Source organism: Pseudomonas sp. AC136, from assembly GCF_979258585.1.
In genome coordinates this window covers 2,225,646-2,246,779 of sequence record NZ_OZ409865.1, presented here as the reverse complement: position 1 = coordinate 2,246,779, position 21,134 = coordinate 2,225,646, and the positions used below count along the sequence as shown (strand labels likewise).

At 58.2% G+C, this 21,134-nt stretch carries 17 protein-coding genes and 1 pseudogene; 11 read left to right on the top strand and 7 right to left on the bottom strand.

The genetic code is table 11. From position 1 onward, the window contains the following. Positions 1 to 2 precede the first annotated feature (2 nt). Together pilB and ACZZZU_RS10160 are read right to left on the bottom strand one after the other, a co-directional pair. Positions 3 to 1,697, bottom strand: coding sequence for a type IV-A pilus assembly ATPase PilB (gene pilB / locus ACZZZU_RS10165; protein ID WP_463550501.1), 1,695 nt, complete (start codon positions 1,695 to 1,697; stop codon positions 3 to 5). Between the two features lie 202 nt (positions 1,698 to 1,899). Then, positions 1,900 to 2,388, bottom strand: a complete 489-nt coding sequence (locus ACZZZU_RS10160; RefSeq protein ID WP_463550500.1) for a pilin — start codon at positions 2,386 to 2,388, stop codon at positions 1,900 to 1,902. Between the two features lie 350 nt (positions 2,389 to 2,738). Here ACZZZU_RS10160 and tfpZ point away from each other — a divergent pair, with 350 nt between their 5' ends. Next, on the top strand, positions 2,739 to 3,473 hold the full coding sequence (gene tfpZ / locus ACZZZU_RS10155; RefSeq protein WP_463550499.1) for a TfpX/TfpZ family type IV pilin accessory protein: 735 nt from the start codon (positions 2,739 to 2,741) through the stop codon (positions 3,471 to 3,473). A 30-nt stretch (positions 3,474 to 3,503) separates the two neighbouring features. On the opposite strand, the gene nadC is transcribed toward tfpZ, so the two are convergent. Beyond that, a complete protein-coding gene (gene nadC / locus ACZZZU_RS10150) occupies positions 3,504 to 4,352 on the bottom strand; it encodes a carboxylating nicotinate-nucleotide diphosphorylase (RefSeq protein ID WP_463550498.1) in 849 nt (282 codons plus the stop codon). A 310-nt stretch (positions 4,353 to 4,662) separates the two neighbouring features. On the opposite strand from nadC, the gene ACZZZU_RS10145 reads away from it, so the two are divergent. The 7 genes and pseudogenes from ACZZZU_RS10145 to ACZZZU_RS10115 all read left to right on the top strand — a co-directional run bounded on the left by ACZZZU_RS10145 (position 4,663) and on the right by ACZZZU_RS10115 (position 12,313). Next, a complete protein-coding gene (locus tag ACZZZU_RS10145; protein WP_463383744.1) occupies positions 4,663 to 6,960 on the top strand; it encodes a DUF1631 domain-containing protein in 2,298 nt (765 codons plus the stop codon). Positions 6,961 to 7,094: 134 nt separating this feature from the next. After that, a complete protein-coding gene (ampD, locus tag ACZZZU_RS10140; RefSeq protein ID WP_463383743.1) occupies positions 7,095 to 7,688 on the top strand; it encodes a 1,6-anhydro-N-acetylmuramyl-L-alanine amidase AmpD in 594 nt (197 codons plus the stop codon). After that, on the top strand, positions 7,685 to 8,521 hold the full coding sequence (gene ampE / locus ACZZZU_RS10135) for a regulatory signaling modulator protein AmpE (RefSeq protein ID WP_122494424.1): 837 nt from the start codon (positions 7,685 to 7,687) through the stop codon (positions 8,519 to 8,521). The genes ampD and ampE overlap by 4 nt, the downstream gene beginning before the upstream one ends. A gap of 356 nt (positions 8,522 to 8,877) precedes the next feature. Continuing rightward, positions 8,878 to 10,017, top strand: a pseudogene (locus ACZZZU_RS10130) (HAMP domain-containing protein); the annotation flags it as partial. Between the two features lie 144 nt (positions 10,018 to 10,161). Beyond that, entirely contained in the window at positions 10,162 to 10,875 is a 714-nt protein-coding gene (locus ACZZZU_RS10125; RefSeq protein ID WP_463552127.1) for a methyl-accepting chemotaxis protein, read from the top strand. 267 nt (positions 10,876 to 11,142) lie between these two features. Beyond that, positions 11,143 to 11,439 (top strand): ESPR-type extended signal peptide-containing protein, encoded by a 297-nt coding sequence (locus ACZZZU_RS10120; RefSeq protein WP_463550497.1) that lies wholly within the window; start codon positions 11,143 to 11,145, stop codon positions 11,437 to 11,439. Position 11,440: 1 nt separating this feature from the next. Then, positions 11,441 to 12,313 (top strand): dual specificity protein phosphatase family protein, encoded by an 873-nt coding sequence (locus tag ACZZZU_RS10115; RefSeq protein WP_463550496.1) that lies wholly within the window; start codon positions 11,441 to 11,443, stop codon positions 12,311 to 12,313. 91 nt (positions 12,314 to 12,404) lie between these two features. On the opposite strand, the gene ACZZZU_RS10110 is transcribed toward ACZZZU_RS10115, so the two are convergent. Next, entirely contained in the window at positions 12,405 to 13,184 is a 780-nt protein-coding gene (locus ACZZZU_RS10110; RefSeq protein ID WP_463550495.1) for a TatD family hydrolase, read from the bottom strand. A 14-nt stretch (positions 13,185 to 13,198) separates the two neighbouring features. Between ACZZZU_RS10110 and ACZZZU_RS10105 the strand changes: the two genes are divergently transcribed. Then, a complete protein-coding gene (locus ACZZZU_RS10105) occupies positions 13,199 to 13,669 on the top strand; it encodes an endonuclease domain-containing protein (protein WP_463550494.1) in 471 nt (156 codons plus the stop codon). Between the two features lies 1 nt (position 13,670). Here ACZZZU_RS10105 and ACZZZU_RS10100 read toward each other — a convergent pair whose 3' ends face one another. Then, positions 13,671 to 15,254, bottom strand: coding sequence for a peptide chain release factor 3 (locus ACZZZU_RS10100; protein ID WP_122494415.1), 1,584 nt, complete (start codon positions 15,252 to 15,254; stop codon positions 13,671 to 13,673). Between the two features lie 506 nt (positions 15,255 to 15,760). Between ACZZZU_RS10100 and ACZZZU_RS10095 the strand changes: the two genes are divergently transcribed. After that, the gene (locus ACZZZU_RS10095) at positions 15,761 to 16,924 is read left to right on the top strand and encodes a type III PLP-dependent enzyme (RefSeq protein WP_122494413.1); all 1,164 of its coding nucleotides are present in this window, start codon (positions 15,761 to 15,763) and stop codon (positions 16,922 to 16,924) included. A gap of 199 nt (positions 16,925 to 17,123) precedes the next feature. Here the strand turns inward: ACZZZU_RS10095 and ACZZZU_RS10090 are convergent, their stop codons facing one another. Together ACZZZU_RS10090 and ACZZZU_RS10085 are read right to left on the bottom strand one after the other, a co-directional pair. Further along, entirely contained in the window at positions 17,124 to 17,909 is a 786-nt protein-coding gene (locus ACZZZU_RS10090) for a tetratricopeptide repeat protein (protein ID WP_463550493.1), read from the bottom strand. A gap of 4 nt (positions 17,910 to 17,913) precedes the next feature. Beyond that, positions 17,914 to 18,594 carry a Fe2+-dependent dioxygenase gene (locus ACZZZU_RS10085; protein ID WP_463550492.1) on the bottom strand — a complete coding sequence of 227 codons (681 nt, stop codon included), beginning with the start codon at positions 18,592 to 18,594 and terminating at the stop codon, positions 17,914 to 17,916. A 217-nt stretch (positions 18,595 to 18,811) separates the two neighbouring features. Between ACZZZU_RS10085 and ACZZZU_RS10080 the strand changes: the two genes are divergently transcribed. Then, positions 18,812 to 21,061 carry a TonB-dependent receptor gene (locus ACZZZU_RS10080; RefSeq protein WP_463550491.1) on the top strand — a complete coding sequence of 750 codons (2,250 nt, stop codon included), beginning with the start codon at positions 18,812 to 18,814 and terminating at the stop codon, positions 21,059 to 21,061. Positions 21,062 to 21,134 lie beyond the last annotated feature (73 nt).

Below are 21,134 nucleotides of genomic sequence, written 5' to 3'. Positions count from 1 at the left end.
ACTTAATCCTTAGTGACGCGGTTCACTTCTTCGAGGCTGGTGACTCCCTGCATGGCCTTCAGCAGTGCCGAGGTGCGTAGGTCGTTAAAGCCATCTTTGCGCATCTGCACCGAAATATCGATGGAGTTGCCTTCCTCCATGATAATGCGTTGCAGCGCAGGCGTGTTTTTAACCACTTCATATATTCCGACTCGGCCTTTGTAACCGCCGTTGCAGTTATCGCAGCCAACCGGGCCGTAAATCTTGAAGGTGCCGATTTTGTCAGCTGGGAAACCTTCTTCTATCAACGTCTCTGGTGGAATCGGCACTTCTTTTTTACACACGCTGCAAAGCTTGCGCGCCAGGCGCTGGGCAATGATCAGGTTGACCGATGTAGCGATGTTAAAAGACGGCACACCCATGTTGCGCAAGCGTGTGAGGGTTTCAGCCGCGCTGTTGGTGTGCAGCGTCGACATCACCATATGGCCCGTCTGCGCAGCCTTGATGGCAATGGATGCGGTATCCAAATCCCGGATCTCGCCGACCATGATGATATCCGGATCCTGACGCAGGAAAGATTTCAACGCGGCGGTGAAGTCCATGCCCTGTTTCGGGTTGACGTTGACCTGATTGATACCTTCCAGGTTGATTTCCACCGGGTCTTCTGCGGTGGAAATATTGACGTCCACAGTGTTGAGAATATTCAGGCCGGTGTACAGCGAAACGGTTTTGCCGGAGCCAGTCGGGCCGGTTACCAGAATCATCCCCTGCGGCTGCTTGAGGGCTGACATATAAAGCTCTTTCTGCGATTCCTCGTAGCCGAGGGCGTCGATGCCCATCTGCGCGCTGGAGGAGTCGAGAATCCGCATCACGATCTTTTCGCCCCAGAGAGTGGGGCAGGTGCTGACGCGAAAGTCGATGGATTTGGTTTTCGAAATACGCATCTTGATGCGGCCGTCTTGCGGCTTGCGGCGCTCGGAAATATCCAGGCTGGCCATCACCTTCAAGCGGGCGGAAATTCGGGGTGCCAATTGGATTGGCGGGCGGGCGATTTCGTGAAGAATGCCGTCGGTACGAAAGCGTACACGGTAGCTTTTCTCATAAGGTTCGAAGTGCAGGTCGGACGAACCCATTTTGATGGCGTCCAACAGCATCTTGTTTACGAAGCGTACAACCGGTGCGTCGTCGGCCTCCTGGCTTTCTTCCTTGCCAGGCCCATTCTCGTCGACCGTTTCGATATCTAGATCGAGGTCACCAAGGTCGTCCATTGCACTGCTGGCGCTGTCGAAGAATTTTTCGATGGCGTCGCCTAGCTTGTCGTCTTCCACCAAGATGGCTTCAGTGTTCAGACCGGTGCTGAATTGCACATCCGTGATGGCTTGGTGGTTGGTGGGGTCGGAAATCCCAACAAATAATTTGTTGCCGCGACGCCATAGAGGCAGAACGCGGTGCTGCCGCATAAGCTTCTCAGCTATGAGATCCCTAGGCTGGCTTTCTTTATCCAAGCTAGTCAAATCTAAAAAGGCTACCCCAAATTGGTCGGCCGCCAATTCAGCCAGCTGGCGGCTTCTCACCAGCTTGTTTTGAACCAGATAGGTTACGAGCGAAGTTTTGTTACGCTGAGCTTGAACATGAGCCTGCTTAGCGCTTTTTTCATCAAGCAGCTCCGCGAGCACGAGTTGTTTAGCCAGGCCAGACAGGTTGACTATGTCATTCATAGATGGAACTCGAGATGTACGTTGGCATGCATTCTAGACGTATGTGATTGCCAACTATAAACCAGCATTCGCAGCAGACAGGCGGTATCCCATGCTGAAGGCACACTCTTAGAACGATCGTTAGCGATCCAGATATTCTTTGCTATAGAAAAAGGCCGCATGTGCGGCCTCTTCTTATGTCGTCTTTCGATGCGTCTTGCTATCAGTTGCCTGCAGCAGGAGCAGCGGCAGTGGCGCGGCAGTTGGCTGGCAGAAACTTTTTCTTGATGGTCGTAGCTTGAGTGGTGCAATCCCATACGATCGAGCCAGTGGAGTGGTCATCGTCAATTGCATTGCCGTTGATGGTTGGGACGAGGGCGAGCTTGTTATCCGTGCCGAGCTGCGGAATGTCCATGGTAACGGTGATAGCGCCAGTATCAGCGATAGCTACGTCACTGATGAGCTTGGTTTTCAGGTTGGCGATGTCGGCGAGAACTTCAGTTTTATAAGCGGAGATACCCGCTTCGCCTTTATCGGCAAACGCGTCAGTAACACCGACTTTCAGGGCGCTGGCAGCGATAAAGCCTTCCGATACCTTGGCGCGAACGGTGTAGTCCTGATATGCCGGCAGGGCGATGGCAGCCAAGATACCGATGATCGCAACTACGATCATCAATTCGATAAGGGTAAAGCCTTTCTGCATAGTCTTCATGTAATGCTCTCCGGGGTTGTAAGTAGCAACGTCTTAGTTGCGTTGCAGGAGATATTGCAGCTTGCGTGCCAGGTTTTACGCGTCCCTTATTTGGCACTTCTTTTGGGCTTTTTTCGCTTGGTCTCACCGCCTGTGGTTTCACGCGGTGGCGGTAACTGACAAAAAGCGTCATCTGACAAGGTCGTGGGATGTCACCTACGGCTATTGGCCACCATTGCAGGCTTGCAACCCCCGGAGTCAATACGATTCGTCTCGCTTGCGTGATCGGGTAACCATTGCGCTTACCGCTTTTGAATGCCGCCTGATTTCCCTGCTAGATTGCCGACCACATCTGCTTACAGGAGGTTGCTGTGCCCATTCGCATCAAGGCTTTCGCCCTGCATCTGTTGATTTCCGCAGCGATTGGCGTGCTGTCGCTGCTGCTCATCTTCATGGTTTGGTATCCCGAGCCGCTGTATACGGCGTTGGGCGTGACCCACGTTTTTTTGATGTTGTTGGCGATCGACGTGTGCCTAGGCCCGGCGCTTACGTTGCTTATCTATAAGGAAGGCAAGAAGAGCCTCAAATTCGACTTGGCAGTAATTGCCGCGCTTCAGCTGTCGGCGTTGGTCTATGGGCTCTGGTCTGTGGCGGAAGGGCGGCCGGCTTGGCTTGTGTTTAACGCTGACCGATTCGATGCGGTGCGGGTGTTGGATATTGATACTCGGGACATTGGCAATGCGCCTGCCGCGTATCAGTCGGCCCCGCTATTTGGCCCCAAGTGGGTTGGGGCAGAGAACCCTGCCGACGTGCAAGAGCGCAATAACATTACTTTCGAGGCCACTAAAGGCGGGCCGGACCTGGCCCAGCGGCCAAAGCTCTATAAGCCCTTGGAGGACATGGCCTCAGCGGTACGTTTGCAGGCCAAGCCCCTCGATGAGTTGAAGCGCTTCAATAAAGACGACTCGGTCGCCGCCGCGTTGAGCGAGTACCCGGAGGCAGACGGTTGGCTACCGCTTATGGCTAGCGTTAAACCGATGGTGGTGCTGGTCGACCGAAAAGCGGGCCAGGTCGTGGCAATTGTCGATCTGAATCCCTGGAACTGACGGAAGCGGCCTGCCTGCGGTGCGGTTGAGTCAAATGCTCAACCGCATCGACAAATCCACCGCCTTAACATCCTTAGTCAACGTGCCAATCGACACGTAATCCACCCCCGTCTCAGCAATCACCCGCAGTGTCGTTTCATTAATACCGCCCGACGCTTCCAGCTTCGCCTTGCCGGCGGTCATTGCCACCGCCGTGCGCATCTCATCCAGGCTCAGTTCGTCGAGCATGATGATGTCGGCCCCCGCATCCAGCGCTTCTTGTAGTTCTGCCAAGCTCTCTACCTCCACTTCCACCGGCTTGCCTGGCGCAATGCCATGGGCGGCTTTAATGGCTTGCGCGATGCCGCCGCACGCGGCGATGTGGTTTTCTTTTATCAAGAAAGCGTCGTACAGGCCGATGCGGTGGTTATGGCAACCGCCTTGGGTGACGGCGTATTTCTGTGCCAGGCGCAGGCCAGGCAGGGTTTTTCGGGTGTCGAGCAGCTTCACGCCGGTGCCTTCGACGAGGTCGGCGTAGTGGCGGCAGCGGGTGGCGACGGCGGAGAGGGTTTGCAGGAAGTTGAGGGCGCTGCGCTCGCCGGTGAGCAGGGCGCGGGCGGGGCCTTCGAGGTGAAACAAAGCTTGGTTAGGCTGCACACGATCGCCGTCCTGAACTTGCCAGTGCACAGCGACGCGCGGATCTATTTGGGCAAATACGTTGTCAACCCAAGCGCTGCCGGCTATGACGGCAGCGTCGCGGGTGATGATGGTGGCGTGAGCAAGGCGTTCGGCGGGGATCAGTTGGGCGGTGATGTCGCCGCTGCCGACGTCTTCACGAAGAGCACGGCGTACGTTGGCTTGAATTTCTGCGCCAAGGTCGGCGAGGGCAAGGTTCGGCATTGGGAGCTCCCGTTTCGGATGGGAGCAATTATAAGGAGGCGAAGGTCTCTGTGCAGCGCCATTTATTTAGGCGGATCTGTGCGGAGTTTCGCGCGTTGGTCGTCCGTTAGTAGCCGTTTGGAATCAGATGCGGTACATGTGTGATGTAGGTCATATCTGGGCAAGAAGTAGGGTTTCATCTTGCTCCGGCTCTCTATAATCGCTTTTACTGCTTATTATTGACGCCATGCCCTTGACGTAAAACGGATGACGCTCAGTTGATCGTTATGCAGATGTGAGAGCCAGATGGCCGGTCTGCGGGAGAGTTGCAATGACTGATGCGAAAGTGGTGCACCTCAATAAGGTTGCCCCCGAGCACTCGCCAACATCACCGGCGGGGAGGCTGCCCGTGGCACTCATTCACGTGCGCGACAAAGCTGCTCAGCAGCTGAAACAAGCCTTGCAGGCGTTGTTCGACAACGCGGACGACACCCTCTTCGAGATGGCCGACCGCGCGACCAGTAACGCCGAGCAGAACGCCTTTTTCGAGGCCATGCGTGACCTGCGTCTGAAGCGCAAGGGCATTGAGCGCGGCTTCCTGCAGAAAGTCTTCGAAACCTTCGCCAACCTTAACCAGTACGAAATCGGCCGCGCGCCGCAGTTGGACGCCGTGTCGTTCGACACCCTGGCGTTGGTGCAAAACGATGAGCTGGAAGAGACCGTAGCGCTGGATTCCATGGTCGCCAAGGTGATGAGCCGTGATTCGGTTGCTCTCGGCCACCTGACCACGCGGATCAACGCGATGGTCAGCAAGAAAATCGACGACAAAACCAACCCGCTCGGTCCGACCGTTCTCTGTGAATTTTTCCTGGAGGCCTGCAGCCGTCTGGGCGTTGAGATCAAGGTCAAGCTGATCATTCTCAAGCTGTTTGAGAAATATGTACTGGCTGACCTCGACCAACTCTATTCCGACACCAACGAACAGCTGATTCAGGCCGGCGTATTGCCAGAGCTGAAGACGGCCCCGGTGCGTCGTAAAGCCGGTCCGGCCAGCAGTGGTATGCGCAGTTCTTCCGCCGCCGGTGCGCCTGGCGAAGCCAGCCACAGTGGCGGTTACGCCGATGAAGGCGTGCAGGAAGTGTTCGGCGTGCTGCAAGAGCTGTTGTCGCAAGTGCGCGGCAGTGGCCTGCCGCGTCGCGAAATGCCGGCCGACGCCTTGCCGATTTCCAGCAATGACTTGATGCGTCTGCTTTCGCATATGCAGCAGCGCCCGGCGTTCACTACCGCCGTGCAAGACGACTTCGACCTGCGCAACCAACTGGAACAACTGCTGGTGCGCGCCAGCGCCAAGAGCGGCAAGTCGCGCGTGGTCGGTGAGGTTGATGAGGACGTCATCAATCTGGTGTCGATGTTGTTCGAGTTCATCCTCGACGACCGCACCCTGTCCGACTCGCTGAAAGCGCTGATTGGCCGTCTGCAAATTCCGATGTTGAAGGTCGCGGTTCTCGATAAAACCTTCTTCAGCCGTGGCAGCCATCCGGCGCGCCGTCTACTCAACGAAATTGCTGCGGCCGCCTTGGGCTGGGCAGAGCAGGACGACGCCCAGCGCGACAGCCTGTATCAGAAGATCGAAAGCATCGTGCAGCGCCTGCTTAACGATTTCGTTGACGATCCGGCGATTTTCTCCGAATTGTTGGCCGATTTCCTCGCCTTTACCGGCGATGAGCGTCGCCGCAGCGAGTTGCTCGAGCAACGTACCCGTGATGCCGAAGAGGGCAGCGCCAAGGCTGAACTGGCCCGTCGCGAAGTCGAACATGCGTTGAATGAACGTCTGCTCGGTAAAACGCTGCCCGAAGTGGTGGTGCGCTTGCTCCAAGAAGCCTGGAGCAAAGTGATGATGCTCACCTGCCTCAAACACGGCGTGAATTCGCCGGAGTGGGACGCGGCGCTGAGCACCATGGACGATTTGGTCTGGAGTGTGGCCCCGCATGAAGATCCCGAGGCGCGTCTGCGTCTGCTGGAACTGGTGCCCGGCCTGCTGAAAGCCCTGCGCGAAGGCATGGCCAGCGCGGCGTTCGACCCGTTCTCCACCAGCGAATTTTTCAGTCAGCTGGAAAACCTGCATGTACAGGCGTTCCAGCGCTTCAAACGGCCGATGCCTGAGGCGGTTGAACCTGACGCCAATGCAGCCGCAGCAGACGGCGACGCACCGCTGCTGGAGCTGCCGCCTGAAGACGAAGTCGAGGCGGTTGCCGTGCCGGCGATGGTCGAGGTCGTTGAAGAAATCGTGCTGCTGGCGCCGGGTGAAAACCGCCTGCCGGAACCAGAAATGGTGCTGCCGGACGACGACGAAGGCCTGGCCCGTGTCGACAGCCTTGTGGTCGGTAGCTGGGTCGAGTTTCAGGAAGACGAAGAGCACAAAGTGCGTTGCAAGTTGGCGGCGATCATCAAGCCGACCGGCAAGTACATCTTCGTTAACCGCACGGGCATGAAAGTACTCGAGAAAACTCGTATGGGTCTTGCGGTGGAGTTCCGCCGCAACGCGATTCGTCTGCTCGACGATGCGCTGTTGTTTGACCGTGCCCTGGAGTCGGTAATCGGTAACTTGCGCCGGTTGAAAAACGCCTAAGCGCTACGTGCTGTTCCAACAACGCCCGGCCTTTGCCGGGCGTTGTCGTTTTCAGGGTTGGCCGCGGCGGTGGCCTGCTCTAGAGTGGTCGGCAGTTTGCGGCCCGGTTGCAGCGGGCCTGCCAAGGAGAATGTATGCAGTTGGACCCCACCACCGGCTGGTGCGACGGTATCCGCCATTGCCCGTCGCCAAATTTCAACGAGCGGCCCAATGGGGAAATTTCGCTGCTGGTGATTCACAACATCAGCCTCCCGCCGGGGCAATTCGGTACGGGAAAGGTGGTTGAGCTGTTTCAGAATTGCCTATGTGCTGACGAGCATCCGTACTTTGCCGGCATCGCCGAGCTGCGTGTGTCGGCGCATTTTTTAATTCAGCGCGATGGCAGCGTCATCCAGTTCGTGTCCTGCCTGGACCGTGCCTGGCACGCCGGCCTGTCGTTGTTTGAAGGACGCGACAACTGCAATGATTTTTCTATAGGCATTGAGTTGGAAGGCACCGACGACCAGCCGTTTACCGCTATTCAATATGCGGTGCTCGCGCAACTCAGTGCGCAGTTGTGCGCGGCATACCCCGCTATCAGCCCTGAGCGGATCTGCGGCCACAGCGATATCGCGCCAGGCCGTAAGACCGATCCGGGTGAATGTTTCGAGTGGCCGCGTTTTTTTGCCGGCCTGGCAGATCAAGGAAAGGCGGGCGAACGCCCGTCGTCAGAGGGAGGCGTGTCATGAGTTTTCTAGTGCTGCTCTTGGTGTTGTGGGTCGAGAAGTTCTCGTCCTGGCGCGCCAGAATCCAGCAAGACGGTGCCTGGTTGCGCCTGTTGGCGTGGGCCGAGCGGCAAGCCGCGTTTCGCCATAATCCGTGGCTGCAACTGGCGATGTTAGTGTTGGTGCCCGTCGCGGCGCTGGCCGTATTGCTCGCGGTGTTGGGTGTTCCGTTGCACGGTTGGCTGACGTTGCCGGTGCATTTGTGGGTGCTGGTTTACAGCCTGGGCCGCGGCGATCCACTGGTGGCGCTGGGGCCGTTTCGCGACGCCTGGCGCCGCGAAGATGTAGAAGGGGCGTACTTGGTGGCGCAACGTGATTTGAACGTCGAAGCGCCCGACCCCGACAGCCTGTTGCAGCAAGCGCAGGGTTTTCTTCTGTGGCAGGGCTATCAGAGCTTCTTCGCGGTGATCTTTTGGTACGCGTTGCTGGGGCCGTTGGCGGCGATTGCCTATCGGCTGTTGGCGTTGACCGTTGAGCACGCTGAAGACCCCGCCTTGCGCGCCCGCGCGGGGCAATGGCGACATGCGTTCGACTGGTTGCCGGTGCGCCTGCTGGCCGGCAGCTTTGCGCTGGTCGGCAGCTTTGTGGCGGTGAGCCGCGTGCTGCTCAATGAATTGCTGAACTGGAATATTTCGGCGGCTCAATTAATCGCCAACAGCGGTCGTGCGGCTGAAGATTTTGGCGCGCCGACCTTGGGCGAAAGCGGCGTATCGAGCCTCGACGGCTTGTGGCAACTGCTGGTGCGCGCCGGGGTGTTTTGGTACGCCGGTTTTGCCGTCTGGACATTATTGTTTTAGCCCCGTCACGGAACCACTGGTCGGGCTGAAACGCCCGCGCTGGCTGGGGTTGCGTTGCCATGGGGTGTGAAGTGCCATCACTCAGATCAATGGCCCTTCCTGGCGATGGACGCTCACTTAACCTTAAGTTACAAAGGTGCGTGCCGATATCGGGTATACAGAATGCCGCGCCCGGCAGTTTGTGACTCGTGTCACGCTCACTGCACGGTTAATGCGCACTGCGACGCGCACGGGTCGACAGAGACGAAAGCGATTGACCCCCGCTGCGTCCCCGCTCTGCCCTGTGACGATCCAATAACAATAATGTGATCAGGAGACGTCTTGTGAAGACCGTGCTGTATCCGGCCATCGCGCTGATGAATCGCCTCAGTTTTGGTATGAAATTCAGCTTGATCAGCGTCCTGTTCTTTCTGCCGATGCTGGTTACCAACTTCTATCTCGTGCAGGACTCGTATAACGAGTTCATCGGCACGCGCGCCGAGCTGCAAAGCCTCGACTTGATGAGCGCTAGCCTCAAGTTGCGCGGCGACCTTGAAAACCTCAACGACATGGTCGAGATCAACGCTGCCGTCGGCCAATCCGGCAAGGCGGGCGATCTCGAAGCGCGTATTGGCGCGCTGAGCAAACGCATCGAAGCTGACCTGCTCAAGCTCGAACCGGTGGTCACCGATGCCGACCAGATCGAGCTGTTCATCTCCAAGCGTGACGAGCTGGTAAAAGCCCTGCAGGCCGCTGACGCCGAAACGTCGTTGCAGAGCAAAGCGCCGATGATCGAGAAGCTGCAGGGCAACATGCAGGTGCTGATCAAGATCATCGCCAACCAGGCCGGCCTCAGCCAAGACAACCAGACCACCGTGCGCCAGATGATCGAGCTGGTCACCAACGGCACCACTTCCGTCACCGCAGCCCTGAGCACTGGTCGCTCGCTGGGCGCAGCGTCGCTGGCGCAAGGCTTCCTCAACTCCTCCGCGAGCGGCAAGTTCGATGAATTGCTGTTGCTGCTGGAAAAACTCCACGCTGAGTACGGCCTGACCATCAACGACGCGCTCGATGGCAGCCCGGCTGCACAAGAAGCGTTGAAAAGCCTGGCCGAAGCCAGCCGCGCCACATTGAAAGAAAGCAGCACGTTCTTCGAAGACCAAGTGGTGATGGCCGACTCCCTGGACGAGCCGTGGCAGGGGTTCTACGACAAAGTGTCGGCGTCGATGGAAAAAACCTACCAACTGAACGACGCCGCCTTGGTGTTCCTCAAGCAACAACTGCAAAAACGTCTGGAGCGTAAGCAAACCCAGATGGTGCTGTTGGTGGTGGCGCTGCTAGTGGTGTTCATCCTCATCGGCTATCTCTACGGCGCGTTTTATGTGTCCACCCGCACCACGCTGAAAAGCCTCGGCAAGGTAATGGACCAAGTCGCGGCCGGCGACATGACCGTCAGCTTCCGCGCCCAGAGTCGTGACGAACTCGGCGAATTGGGTGAAGTGTTCAACGGCACCGTGCAGAAGATTCACCACCTCATTGAGCGCGTCGGCCACACGGTTAGCGCCGTAGGCGTGCAGGCCGACCGGGTGGAAGACGTGTCCGCGCAAAGCAACCAGGCCGTCGCTGGGCAGCGTAGCCAGATCGAACAAGTGGCCACGGCGATGAACCAGATGTCCGCCACCGCGCAGGAAGTTGCCCGTAGCGCCGCGGCCGCCGTAGACAGCGCGCAAAGCGTTAATCACGAAACCGTCAACGGTCGCGCGCTGGTGGAATTGCAGGTTGGCAGCATCCAACGGCTGGCCGATGAGATTGACCAGTCGGTAACCGTCATTAATCAACTGGCCAGCGACAGTGCCTCGATCAGCCAAGTGCTCGACGTGATCAAAGGCATCGCTGAACAAACCAACCTCTTGGCCCTAAACGCGGCCATCGAGGCAGCGCGTGCTGGCGAGCAGGGTCGTGGGTTTGCCGTGGTGGCCGACGAGGTCCGCAACCTGGCCAAGCGCACCCAGCAGTCCACTGAAGAAATCGAAAAGATGATTGCCAAGCTGCAAGGCGGCGTCGGTGCAGCGGTCAAAACCATGCACAGCAGTCACAGCATGGCCGACAACACCGTGGCCGAGTCCGGCAAGGTGCAGGTGGCGCTGGAAAATATTCTTGGTGCGGTGGGCATGATCGTCGACCAAAACCAGCAGATCGCGGCGGCAGCGGAGCAGCAAACAGCTGTGGCGCACGACATCGACCAGAACATCGTCGAAATCAACCTGGCCGGCGAGCGCACGGCTGAAGGCGCAAGCCAGACCGAGCAAGCGAGCCGTGAACTGTCGGGCGAAGTGGCCCATCTCAAGCAACTGATCAGCGCGTTCCGCGTATAGCCACGACTCACGTTCTTTGGCTAAGCACCCCGCGCTCGGCGGGGCTGCGTTAAGGGGCAATAACGATTGATCGCGTATCAACGGTTATTGCCCTTTTTTCTTGCCAACCTGATTGCCCGACTTCTTCTTTCAGGCGGTTTCGCCAAACCGCAGCGCAGGGTCTGTAGTCTCGGTCGGTAGGATCGCTGCCGACAAAATAGGCCGACCTACGTCTACTCAATACGCGCGTCGTTAAGGTTCTGGCTCTTTTTGAGTTCGGGGCCGGTTATGAACAAGGGTTGCTTTCGTCTAGTTTTCAGTACGATTTTCGGTTGCTTGATTCCCGTCGCGGAAATCGCGCGCTCTCGACGCAAGCCTGGCCAATGCCCGGATGGCTTAATCGACGCGATGCCATTGCGCATCCAGCCGGCTCCCATTCTCAAGCCACTTTCGCTAGCTGTGCTGCTTGCTGGTTTACCGAATTGGGCCGCCGCAGAAATTCTCCTAGACCGGATGTCGCCAGGCCCCAGCGTCATCAGCTCAGCTAATGGAGTGCCCGTAATCGAGATTGCCAACGGTTGTTGATTTGACCACGCCTGCTGATCTTGCTAAGTATGATCTTACTGATTATCGGCCTTCTAACGCGGGCGAGGCTGTATCTAAATTGAGAGGTTATGCGGCGGAGTTTCAACTGGTCAACCGAAACCCACATAACTCTATAGCCGACGCAACTTCTGGAGGACTGGGTATTAAATTGACTTACCCTGATGGCTCAGTCGCTCACAACGAAGTTAAGTATTTAAATATACCCGTTAGTGACCTGCACACTAAGGAGACGGGTTGGCTCAACAGTGTTGCGGCGGATATAAACGAAGCCCGTACGGCGGCGAAAGACGCTGATAAATGCGTGGCGATACATTGCACGACAGGGGTTGGGCGCACGGGGATGGTCATTGTGGCGGCGCAACTGCAGACGGCTTATCTCAACCGAAAACTGGACACCCACAATACGAAACACGTAGTGGACGAGATGATTCTGGCTTTACGCACTCAGCGTAGCGATAAGATGGTGCACAACGCTACCCAGTATCGGATGCTTCGAAATTATGCGAATGATTTGACGGTCGGAAAGTTCGACGCCAGTTTCCCTGTTTATCAAAAGCTGGACGCTGCGACTGCAACGGCTGACAGGACGCAATATGTCTACAACGTGCCGTTGAGTGCGTCATCAAGCGGTGCGCATGCCTGGCCCGATGGGAATACTTCGGACCGATATGTGATGCTTCCCGCTGATTTCCCGAGTGCCGGCGGCAGTGCCGCAGTTCCGAAGGTTAAACCGATACCGAAACCGCGTAAAAAACAGAGACCTGTAGGTGAAGAATTTCCTCTCGCGGTAGAGCCTATTGGGCCAAATCCGTTTCACCCTACCCAACAGCCTAAGCGGAATGACGGTAATTAACGCTGTTTTACGATAGTTCTAAGGTACGGATGAATTAAGTGTCAGCCTGAATCAATAAAAGGAACATCGCTAAAGTCTTTGCGATAAATAATTAAGTCCAGCCAAACAGGGCTCGCGCGTTACCGGTAGTAGTCCGCGCGAGCTCTAGCGTGTTCACACCAAGCAACTGAGCGAGCGCCTGGCAAATTTCGGGAAGATGTTCGGGACTATTGCGCTGGTTGGGGTACATGGCTGGCGCCATATCCGGAGAATCCGTTTCCAGCACGATGGCCTCCAGAGGCAGTCGCTGCACCGTCTTGCGCAAGCGCAAGGCCTGCGGCCAGGTGGCGGCACCGCCAAGCCCCAATTTAAAGCCCAACTTCATGTATTCACGGGCTTCCTCATAGCTCCCCGCAAACGCATGAATGATGCCAGGGCGTTTCAAGTTGAAGCGCTTGAGCGTGGCGATCACCTGCGCGTGGCTGCGACGCACGTGCAAAAGCGGCGGTAGTTCAAAGTCGGCCGCCAGGGCGAGTTGTGCTTCGAACAGGGTTTGTTGGCGGTCGCGGTCCAGCTCTGGCAGGTAATAGTCCAAACCGAACTCGCCCACGGCGCAGAGCTTTTTGTCGCCGGCCAAGCGTTCCAGCCAGGTGCGCAATTCGTTTAGGTGGTCGGGGTGGTGCTGCTCCAGGTAAACGGGATGCAGGCCGAGGGCCGCATAGAGGCTGTCGTTTTCCTGGGCCAAGTCCCATACGCGCTGCCAGTTGCTCTGATAGACGCCGAGCACTACTAAACGCTCCACTCCTTTGTCTCGGGCATTCGCCAAGAGCTGGCTGCGATCGGCATCGAAGTCGGGGAAGTCGAGGTGGGTGTGGGTGTCGATTAGGCGCATGGGGAGTAGGGTAAATGGATTTACGTGGGCGTGCCAAAGGGTTGCGAGGGGCGGCGACGGAGGCGGAGCGGGTGATGTGGTTTAGGTTGAGGGACCGGCGTTTTTTGGGGCTTAAGTTCAGGCGTCAGGTGCCGCTTGGGCGATACATCGTGGATTTCGTTTGCAGGGAGTTGAAGCTGATTGTTGAGCTCGACGGCGGCCAGCACTCAGAACAAGTTGGATACGATAACTGTCGTAGCGATTGGCTGAGGACCCAGGGATATAGCGTGTTGCGCTTCTGGAATAATCAGGTATTTGGCGAGATGGACTCGGTTATGGAAGCGTTGCGGATTTGGGTGGAACAGCAAGGGCGGCCCTCACCCCCAGCCCCTCTCCCGCAGAGCGGGAGAGGGGAGACCGGCCCGACCGAGTTGCGCCGATTAGAACCCCTCTCCCGCTTGCGGGAGAGGGGCAGCGGTGAGGGGCCGTTGAGGCAACATCACTAAATCAATGATGTTCCCGCGTAGCCCTGAACTTCACCTCAGGCCAGCGCTCTTCCATCAAGCTCAAGTTCACGCGCGTCGGCGCCAGGTATGTCAGGTGCCCGCCGCCGTCGATGGCCAGGTTTTCCACGGCCTTGACCTTGAATTCCTCAAGCTTCTTCTTATCGCTGCTGTCGATCCAGCGGGCAGACCACACGGTGATCGGCTCGTACTGGCACTCGACCTTGTATTCCTCTTTCAACCGGCTGGCGACCACGTCGAACTGCAGCACGCCCACGGCGCCGAGGATGATGTCGTTGCTGCGTTCCGGGAAGAACACCTGTGTGGCGCCTTCTTCGGCTAGTTCTTGCAAGCCTTGGCGCAGTTGCTTGGATTTCAGCGGATCTTTCAGGCGCACGCGGCGGAACAATTCCGGGGCGAAGTGCGGGATGCCGGTGAAGCCGAGGTTTTCGCCTTCGGTGAAGGTGTCGCCAATCTGGATGGTGCCGTGGTTGTGCAAGCCGATGATGTCGCCGGCAAACGCTTCTTCCAGTTGCTCACGTTCGGAGGAGAAGAAGGTCAGGGCGTCGCCGATGCGCACGTCTTTGCCCAGGCGCACGTGGCGCATTTTCATGCCTTTGTCGTATTTGCCGGAGCAGATGCGCATAAAGGCGATGCGGTCGCGGTGTTTGGGGTCCATGTTCGCTTGAATCTTGAACACGAAGCCGCTGAATTTCTCTTCCTCTGGCTCCACGGTGCGCTCGTTGGCCACACGGGCCAGCGGCTGCGGTGCCCAATCGACCACGGCGTCGAGTACGTGGTCGACGCCGAAGTTGCCCAGCGCCGTGCCGAAAAATACCGGGGTCAGTTTGCCGTCGAGAAATTCCTGGCGGTTGAATTCATGGCAGGCGCCCTGAACCAATTCCAGCTGTTCGATAAAGCGCTCGTACTCGTCGCCCAGGTGCGCACGGGCTTCGTCGGAGTCGAGTTTTTCGATGATTTTGGTTTCGGTGCGTTCGTGGCCGTGGCCCGGGGTGTAGACGATGATGTAGTCGTCAGCCAGGTGGTACACACCTTTGAAGTCGCGGTAGCAGCCAATCGGCCAGGTCACCGGCGCCGCCTTGATTTTCAGCACGGCTTCAATTTCATCGAGCAGTTCGATGGGGTCGCGAATGTCGCGGTCCAGCTTGTTGATAAAGCTGACGATGGGCGTGTCGCGCAGGCGGCACACGTCCATCAGGGCGATGGTGCGCGGCTCAACGCCTTTACCGCCGTCGAGCACCATCAGGGCCGAGTCCACTGCCGTCAGGGTGCGGTAGGTGTCTTCCGAGAAGTCTTCGTGGCCGGGGGTGTCGAGCAGGTTGATCATGTGCTCGCGGTAGGGGAACTGCATCACCGAGGTGGTGATGGAGATGCCGCGCTGCTTCTCCATTTCCATCCAGTCAGACGTCGCATGGCGGTCGGATTTACGCGATTTCACCGTACCCGCCACGGCAATGGCTTTACCCATAAGCAGAAGCTTCTCGGTAATGGTGGTTTTACCGGCGTCGGGGTGGGAGATGATGGCGAACGTACGGCGTTTCGCGACTTCGGCGGCCTGAATGGACATGCGAGAACCTGGTCGTGGAGCTGGAAATTGGGCGCGAAGTATACAGGATGCCCCGCCTCGATGGGCGGCCGAGGCGTAAGCGCCGGTCGCTCCGTTGAGTCGATCCAAATGAACCCTGATGGTGATAGCCGGTCTGTCAAAAACGGACTGGATACTTCCCCTCAGCACCTGCGCTGGAAGCCAAGCGCCGCAACGGTTTGTGCAGCATTTCGGACGTTGTGTTTGGAATCCAAAACGGGCAATCGGTAAGGCGACAATCAGGTGCAAAACAGCGGCATTTTTTGATTGATCTTGCCCCCACATGCTCCTAAAGTTCGCGCCCGAACGTCCATGCTGGAAACGATCCATGCGGCTCAAGTACTGACGACGAGAGATCGGTTTCGATACTCGGCGACAAGCCTTGGGAAGTAGGCGAACCAAAGTGGGGAAACGGATTAGACGTTCGCGGCTTTGTCACAAAGCCACCCCTTACTACCTTTGTTTGTTTTGCCCATGGAGTCCCCCGCATGTCGATTAAGGTCGAAGACTACTACCCGCGCGAAACCTTCCAGAAAATGAAGGCCTTCGCCGACCAGCAAGAAACCCCGTTCGTGGTGATCGACACCAACATCATCAGCCAGGCTTACGATGACCTGCGCGCCGGTTTCGAGTTCGCCAAGGTCTACTACGCCGTCAAGGCCAACCCCGCTATCGAAATCATTGAGCTGCTGCGCGACAAAGGCTCGAACTTCGACATCGCTTCTATCTATGAGCTGGACAAAGTCATGTCCGCCGGTGTCGGCCCGGAGCGCATCAGCTACGGCAACACCATCAAGAAGTCTCGCGACATCCGTTACTTCTATGACAAAGGCGTGCGCCTGTACGCCACCGACTCCGAAGCCGACCTGCGCAACATCGCCAAGGCCGCTCCCGGTTCGAAAGTGTATGTGCGCATTCTCACGGAAGGCTCGACCACCGCTGACTGGCCGCTGTCGCGCAAGTTCGGCTGCCAGACCGATATGGCCATGGACCTGCTGATTCTGGCTCGAGACCTGGGCCTGGTGCCTTACGGCCTGTCGTTCCACGTCGGTTCGCAGCAGCGCGACATCTCGGTGTGGGACGCGGCTATCGCCAAGGTAAAAGTGATTTTCGAGCGTTTGAAAGAAGAAGACGGCATCGAACTGAAACTAATCAACATGGGCGGCGGCTTCCCGGCCAACTACATCACCCGCACTAACAGCCTGGAAACCTACGCCGAAGAGATCATTCGCTTCCTCAAGGAAGACTTCGGTGACGACCTGCCGGAAATCATTCTGGAGCCGGGCCGTTCGCTGATCGCCAACGCTGGCATCCTGGTCAGCGAAGTCGTCTTGGTGGCGCGTAAATCGCGTACTGCTGTTGAGCGTTGGGTGTATGTGGACGTGGGCAAGTTCTCTGGTCTGATCGAAACCATGGACGAGTCCATCAAGTTCCCGATCTGGACCGAGAAGAAAGGCGAGATGGAAGAAGTGGTCATCGCTGGCCCGACCTGCGACAGCGCCGACATCATGTACGAGAACTACAAGTACGGCCTGCCGCTGAACCTGTCGATTGGTGATCGCCTGTACTGGCTCTCCACCGGTGCCTACACCACCAGCTATAGCGCAGTGGAATTCAACGGCTTCCCGCCGTTGAAAGCGTTCTACCTGTAAGCGATAACTGAACGAAAAGCCCCGCCAAAACGCGGGGCTTTTTATTGCACTGAATCTGCCAATGACCAGCGCTGAATTTGCCAACAACCACCGTCGTCCTCGCGCACGCGGGGACCCAGTATCTGCCGCCGAGCGCGTTTTCCCGAACTGCCCCGGATTTCTGCCTGCGCAGGAATGACGCCGACGGGGCGCTGGCAAATCAGCAAAACGCAGCGTACGCCTCACGATCGCTCTCATCCCCCAATTCGGCCGCACGGCGAAAGTAATCCGCCGCCAACGCGCGAATTCCCGGCTGCTCGGCCTGTTGCAGCGAATGTCTCGCCACCCGCAGGAAATTCAGATTTCCATGCTCCAGCGCCAACTCCAGCCAGGCCGCCGCCGCGCGCACGTCACCTTTTTCCGCCAGCACGGCGGCGTAGCTGAACTGGCCGCGAAAATCGCCGGCCTCGGCGGAGCGGCGGTACCAGTCGTGGGCCAGCGCGACGTCGCGAATCACCACCTGACCTTCTTCGAAATAACGGCCGACCAAGTTCATCGATTTGGCGTGCCCTTGCACGGCCGCACGCTTGTACAGGGCGAACGCCTGCGGCGGGTCGCGCAGCACGCCTCGGCCGGTGGCGAGCAGGTTGGCGAGGTTGTATTGGCCCCAGTCCAGCCCGGCGTCTGCCGCGCGGCGGTAGTGTTCGGCGGCTTCGGTGAGATTCGCCTCCGCGCCCCAGCCATGCTCCAGACAGCGGCCGAGCATGTTGTCCGCCATGGCGTGGCCGTTGCGCGCAGCGATGCGGAACCAGGTAACGGCCAGCGCCGGGTCGCGCTGAATGCCGCGGCCTTCCAGCAACAGTTGGCCGAGCATGGTTTGCGCATCCAGCGAGCCCTGCCTGGCGGCGGTTAATACGGCATTGGCGGCGCGGCCGGGATCACTCGCCAGCAGTGCCGCCAGGTCGTCGGTGTCGAGGTGTTCTTCGCGGCGTAGGAGGGCGGTCAACGGTTTAGACCTCGGCCCAGCGGCGTAGCAGGTTGTGGTAGTTGCCGGTCAGTTGCAGCAGGGCAGGGTGGTCGGGCACGGCCTGGGTCAGTTGTTGAATGGCCTGGTCCATTTCAAACAGCAAGGCGCGCTGGCTGTCTTCGCGCACCAGGCTTTGCGTCCAGAAAAACGAGGCGAAGCGCGCGCCGCGAGTCACGGCTTCTACCTTGTGCAGGCTGGTGCCGGGGTACAGCACCATGTCGCCGGCCGGCAACTTGACGCGCTGGTTGCCGTAGGTGTCCTGGATGATCAGCTCGCCGCCGTCGTAGTCGTCCGGGTCGCTGAAAAAAACCGTGGCGGAGAGGTCGGTGCGTACCCGCTCCACGCTGTTTTTTACCTGGCGAATGGCGTTGTCGATGTGGAAGTCGAACGAGCCGCCGCCGGTGTAGCAGTTGAACAGCGGCGGGAAGACTTTGTGCGGCAACGCGGCGGACATGAACAACGGGTTTTGCCACAAACGGGTGAGCATTTCGCTGCTGATTTCGCGGACCAACGGATGGTCGTCGGGCAGTTGCAAATTATGTTTGGCCTTGGCCGATTGGAAGCCTGCCGTCACCTTGCCATCGGCCCATTCGGCCTGTTCCAACGCGCTGCGAATCTGCCGGACTTCATCGCTGCTGAAAACGCCGGGAATGTGCAAAAGCATGGCGGAACCGTTTGTATTTGAAAGTAAGTCGCAAATGATAATTCGCCGCCTGGCTCGCTGGCAACTGGATTAAACCCACGCGCCATGCGGCCTTCAGCGTTTTTTAAAAGTGTAAACATTATGTAAAGATTGTTACATGCGAATTATTACCAATTGCTAACCTTTAACTGTTGCTCTACATTCCGCGGCCTTTGCCATTCCTGGGGAGGGAAACCGCATGTCCGCCACGTCCACAGAATCCACTGTTTTTTCGCCACGTTTGCTCGCCACCGCTGTTGGCATGGCGATGTCCGCTTCGCCCCTCGCGCATGCTGCCGAGCCGGTTGCATTGGAAGCCACCAGCGTGGTCGGTGAGCAAGATCAGGCCGAGAACTACAAGGTCGACGAATCGGCTTCGAAGAAGTACACCGCGCCGCTGCGTGAAACGCCGAAAAGCATCACCGTTATCAGCGAGCAAGTGATCAAGGACACCGGTTCCCTCTCCCTGGCCGACGCGCTGCGCACCACCTCCGGCATCACCTTTGGTGCCGGCGAGGGCGGCAACCCAGCGGGCGACCGTCCGATCATTCGCGGCTTCAACGCCGAGAGCGACATGTTTATCGACGGCCTGCGGGATGTTGCGTCGCAAACCCGCGAAGTGTTCAACATCGAGCAAGTGGAAGTGAGCAAGGGCCCAGGCTCGGCCTTCACCGGCGCCGGTTCCACCGGTGGCAGCCTCAACCTGATTAGCAAGACTGCCAAGCAGCAGGACTTTGCCGACGCCGGTTTCACCTTCGGCTCCGACCAGACCCGTCGCTACACCCTCGACGTTAACCGCGTGCTCACCGAGAACATCGCCGCGCGCATTAACTTGATGCAGCACGACGCCAATGTCGCTGGCCGCGCCGGTGTCGACGTCAGCCGCTGGGGCGTGGCGCCGACCGTTACGTTCGGCCTGAACACGCCGACCCGCGCCACCGTGTCGTACTACCACGTCGAAGGCGAAGACACGCCCGACCTCGGCAACCCGCTGCAAAGCACCGTCGGTGCTGATGGCGTACGCACGCCCACCGGCAACAAAGACAAATTTTACGGCTTCGCCTCACGCGACTACCGCGACAGCACCACTGACACCGGCACCATCAAGCTCGAGCACGACCTGAACGAAAACGTCACCGTGTCGAACAGCTCCCGCATCGTGCGCACCACGCTGGACTACATCGCCACCAACCCGGACGACTCGCGCAATAACGTGGCGCGCGGTTTCGTGCAGCGCTCGGCGAAAAGCCGCAACTCGACCTCCGAAGGGCTGATTAACCAGACTGACCTCAGCGCCCGTTTCAATACGGCGTTCATTGAGCACTCGCTGAATACGGGCGTCGAATTCAGCAAAGAAGGCGTGCATAACCGCAACTACTTCGTGTCGCAGCGTGTAGCTGGCAACACCTGTAATACCGCGATGCTGAACTCGAACGACTGCACCACCCTAGCCGACCCGAACTACAACGACACCTTTCACGGCACCATCACCGACAGCGTTGCTTACACCGACACCGACAGCAAAACCCTCTCGGCTTACGTGTTCGACACGTTGAAGTTCAATGAGCAATGGTCGATCAACGGCGGCGTTCGATACGACGACTACCAAACCAAATCCCAAGGCCTTACTGCGAGTACAGCCAATCTTGTGTCTGGCTCGTTCGACAACGAAAACAACTCGCACTTTTGGAACTACCAGTTGGGCGTGGTCTTCAATCCCTTGCCAAACGGCAGCATCTACGCGGCGTGGTCGACCTCCAGCAACCCAGTGGGTGAAACCAGTGGCGAAGGCGCTGATGCCATTGCTGTGGGCACGCAGTCGCTTGAGCCAGAGCGCAACCGCAATTACGAAGTGGGCACCAAGTGGGACTTTTTCGACGAGCGCCTGGGCGTGAACGCGGCCGTATTCCGCACTGAAAAAACCAACGCCCGCGTGAGTGACGAGCTCGGTCTGACGCAGAACATCGGTGAAACTCGCGTCGACGGTTTCGAAGTCGGCCTTAGCGGCAAGATCACCAGCAAATGGCAAGTGTTCGCCAACTACACCTATCTCGACGGTGAGCTGGTTGATGGCGGTGTGATCAACACTGCCGGCCGAGGCGCACCACCGGTGTATGTGAAAGGCCTGTACGACGGCAACGACATCCCGAGCACCCCGCAAAACAGCGCCAGCTTCTGGACCACCTACCAACTGCTGCCAAAGCTGTCCCTGGGCGCCGGCGCTTACTACGTGGATTCGCGCTTCGGCAACACCGCCAACACCGTGCAGGTGCCGGACTACTGGCGCTACGACGCCATGGCCAAGTACGTGGTGAATAAGAATCTGGACTTGCAACTTAACGTGCAGAACCTGACGGATGAGCGTTATTACGATCAGGTTTATTCGACGCACATGGCGCACGTGGCGGCAGGCCGGACCGCCCTGGTCTCGACCAACTTTCATTTTTGAAAATGAGTTGGCTTGACGCGGTCGAGGGTTGATGGGCTAAGGCCCTGCAAGGCGCCCCGCAGCTTTAAAGCGC

Coding starts and splice junctions, on each gene's coding strand:
- pilB (WP_463550501.1), bottom strand. CDS start 1,697: ATGAATGACATAGTCAACCTGTCTGGCCTGGCTAAACAACTCGTGCTC.
- ACZZZU_RS10160 (WP_463550500.1), bottom strand. CDS start 2,388: ATGAAGACTATGCAGAAAGGCTTTACCCTTATCGAATTGATGATCGTA.
- nadC (WP_463550498.1), bottom strand. CDS start 4,352: ATGCCGAACCTTGCCCTCGCCGACCTTGGCGCAGAAATTCAAGCCAAC.
- ACZZZU_RS10145 (WP_463383744.1), top strand. CDS start 4,663: ATGACTGATGCGAAAGTGGTGCACCTCAATAAGGTTGCCCCCGAGCAC.
- ampD (WP_463383743.1), top strand. CDS start 7,095: ATGCAGTTGGACCCCACCACCGGCTGGTGCGACGGTATCCGCCATTGC.
- ampE (WP_122494424.1), top strand. CDS start 7,685: ATGAGTTTTCTAGTGCTGCTCTTGGTGTTGTGGGTCGAGAAGTTCTCG.
- ACZZZU_RS10125 (WP_463552127.1), top strand. CDS start 10,162: ATGAACCAGATGTCCGCCACCGCGCAGGAAGTTGCCCGTAGCGCCGCG.
- ACZZZU_RS10120 (WP_463550497.1), top strand. CDS start 11,143: ATGAACAAGGGTTGCTTTCGTCTAGTTTTCAGTACGATTTTCGGTTGC.
- ACZZZU_RS10110 (WP_463550495.1), bottom strand. CDS start 13,184: ATGCGCCTAATCGACACCCACACCCACCTCGACTTCCCCGACTTCGAT.
- ACZZZU_RS10105 (WP_463550494.1), top strand. CDS start 13,199: ATGGATTTACGTGGGCGTGCCAAAGGGTTGCGAGGGGCGGCGACGGAG.
- ACZZZU_RS10100 (WP_122494415.1), bottom strand. CDS start 15,254: ATGTCCATTCAGGCCGCCGAAGTCGCGAAACGCCGTACGTTCGCCATC.
- ACZZZU_RS10095 (WP_122494413.1), top strand. CDS start 15,761: ATGTCGATTAAGGTCGAAGACTACTACCCGCGCGAAACCTTCCAGAAA.
- ACZZZU_RS10085 (WP_463550492.1), bottom strand. CDS start 18,594: ATGCTTTTGCACATTCCCGGCGTTTTCAGCAGCGATGAAGTCCGGCAG.
- ACZZZU_RS10080 (WP_463550491.1), top strand. CDS start 18,812: ATGTCCGCCACGTCCACAGAATCCACTGTTTTTTCGCCACGTTTGCTC.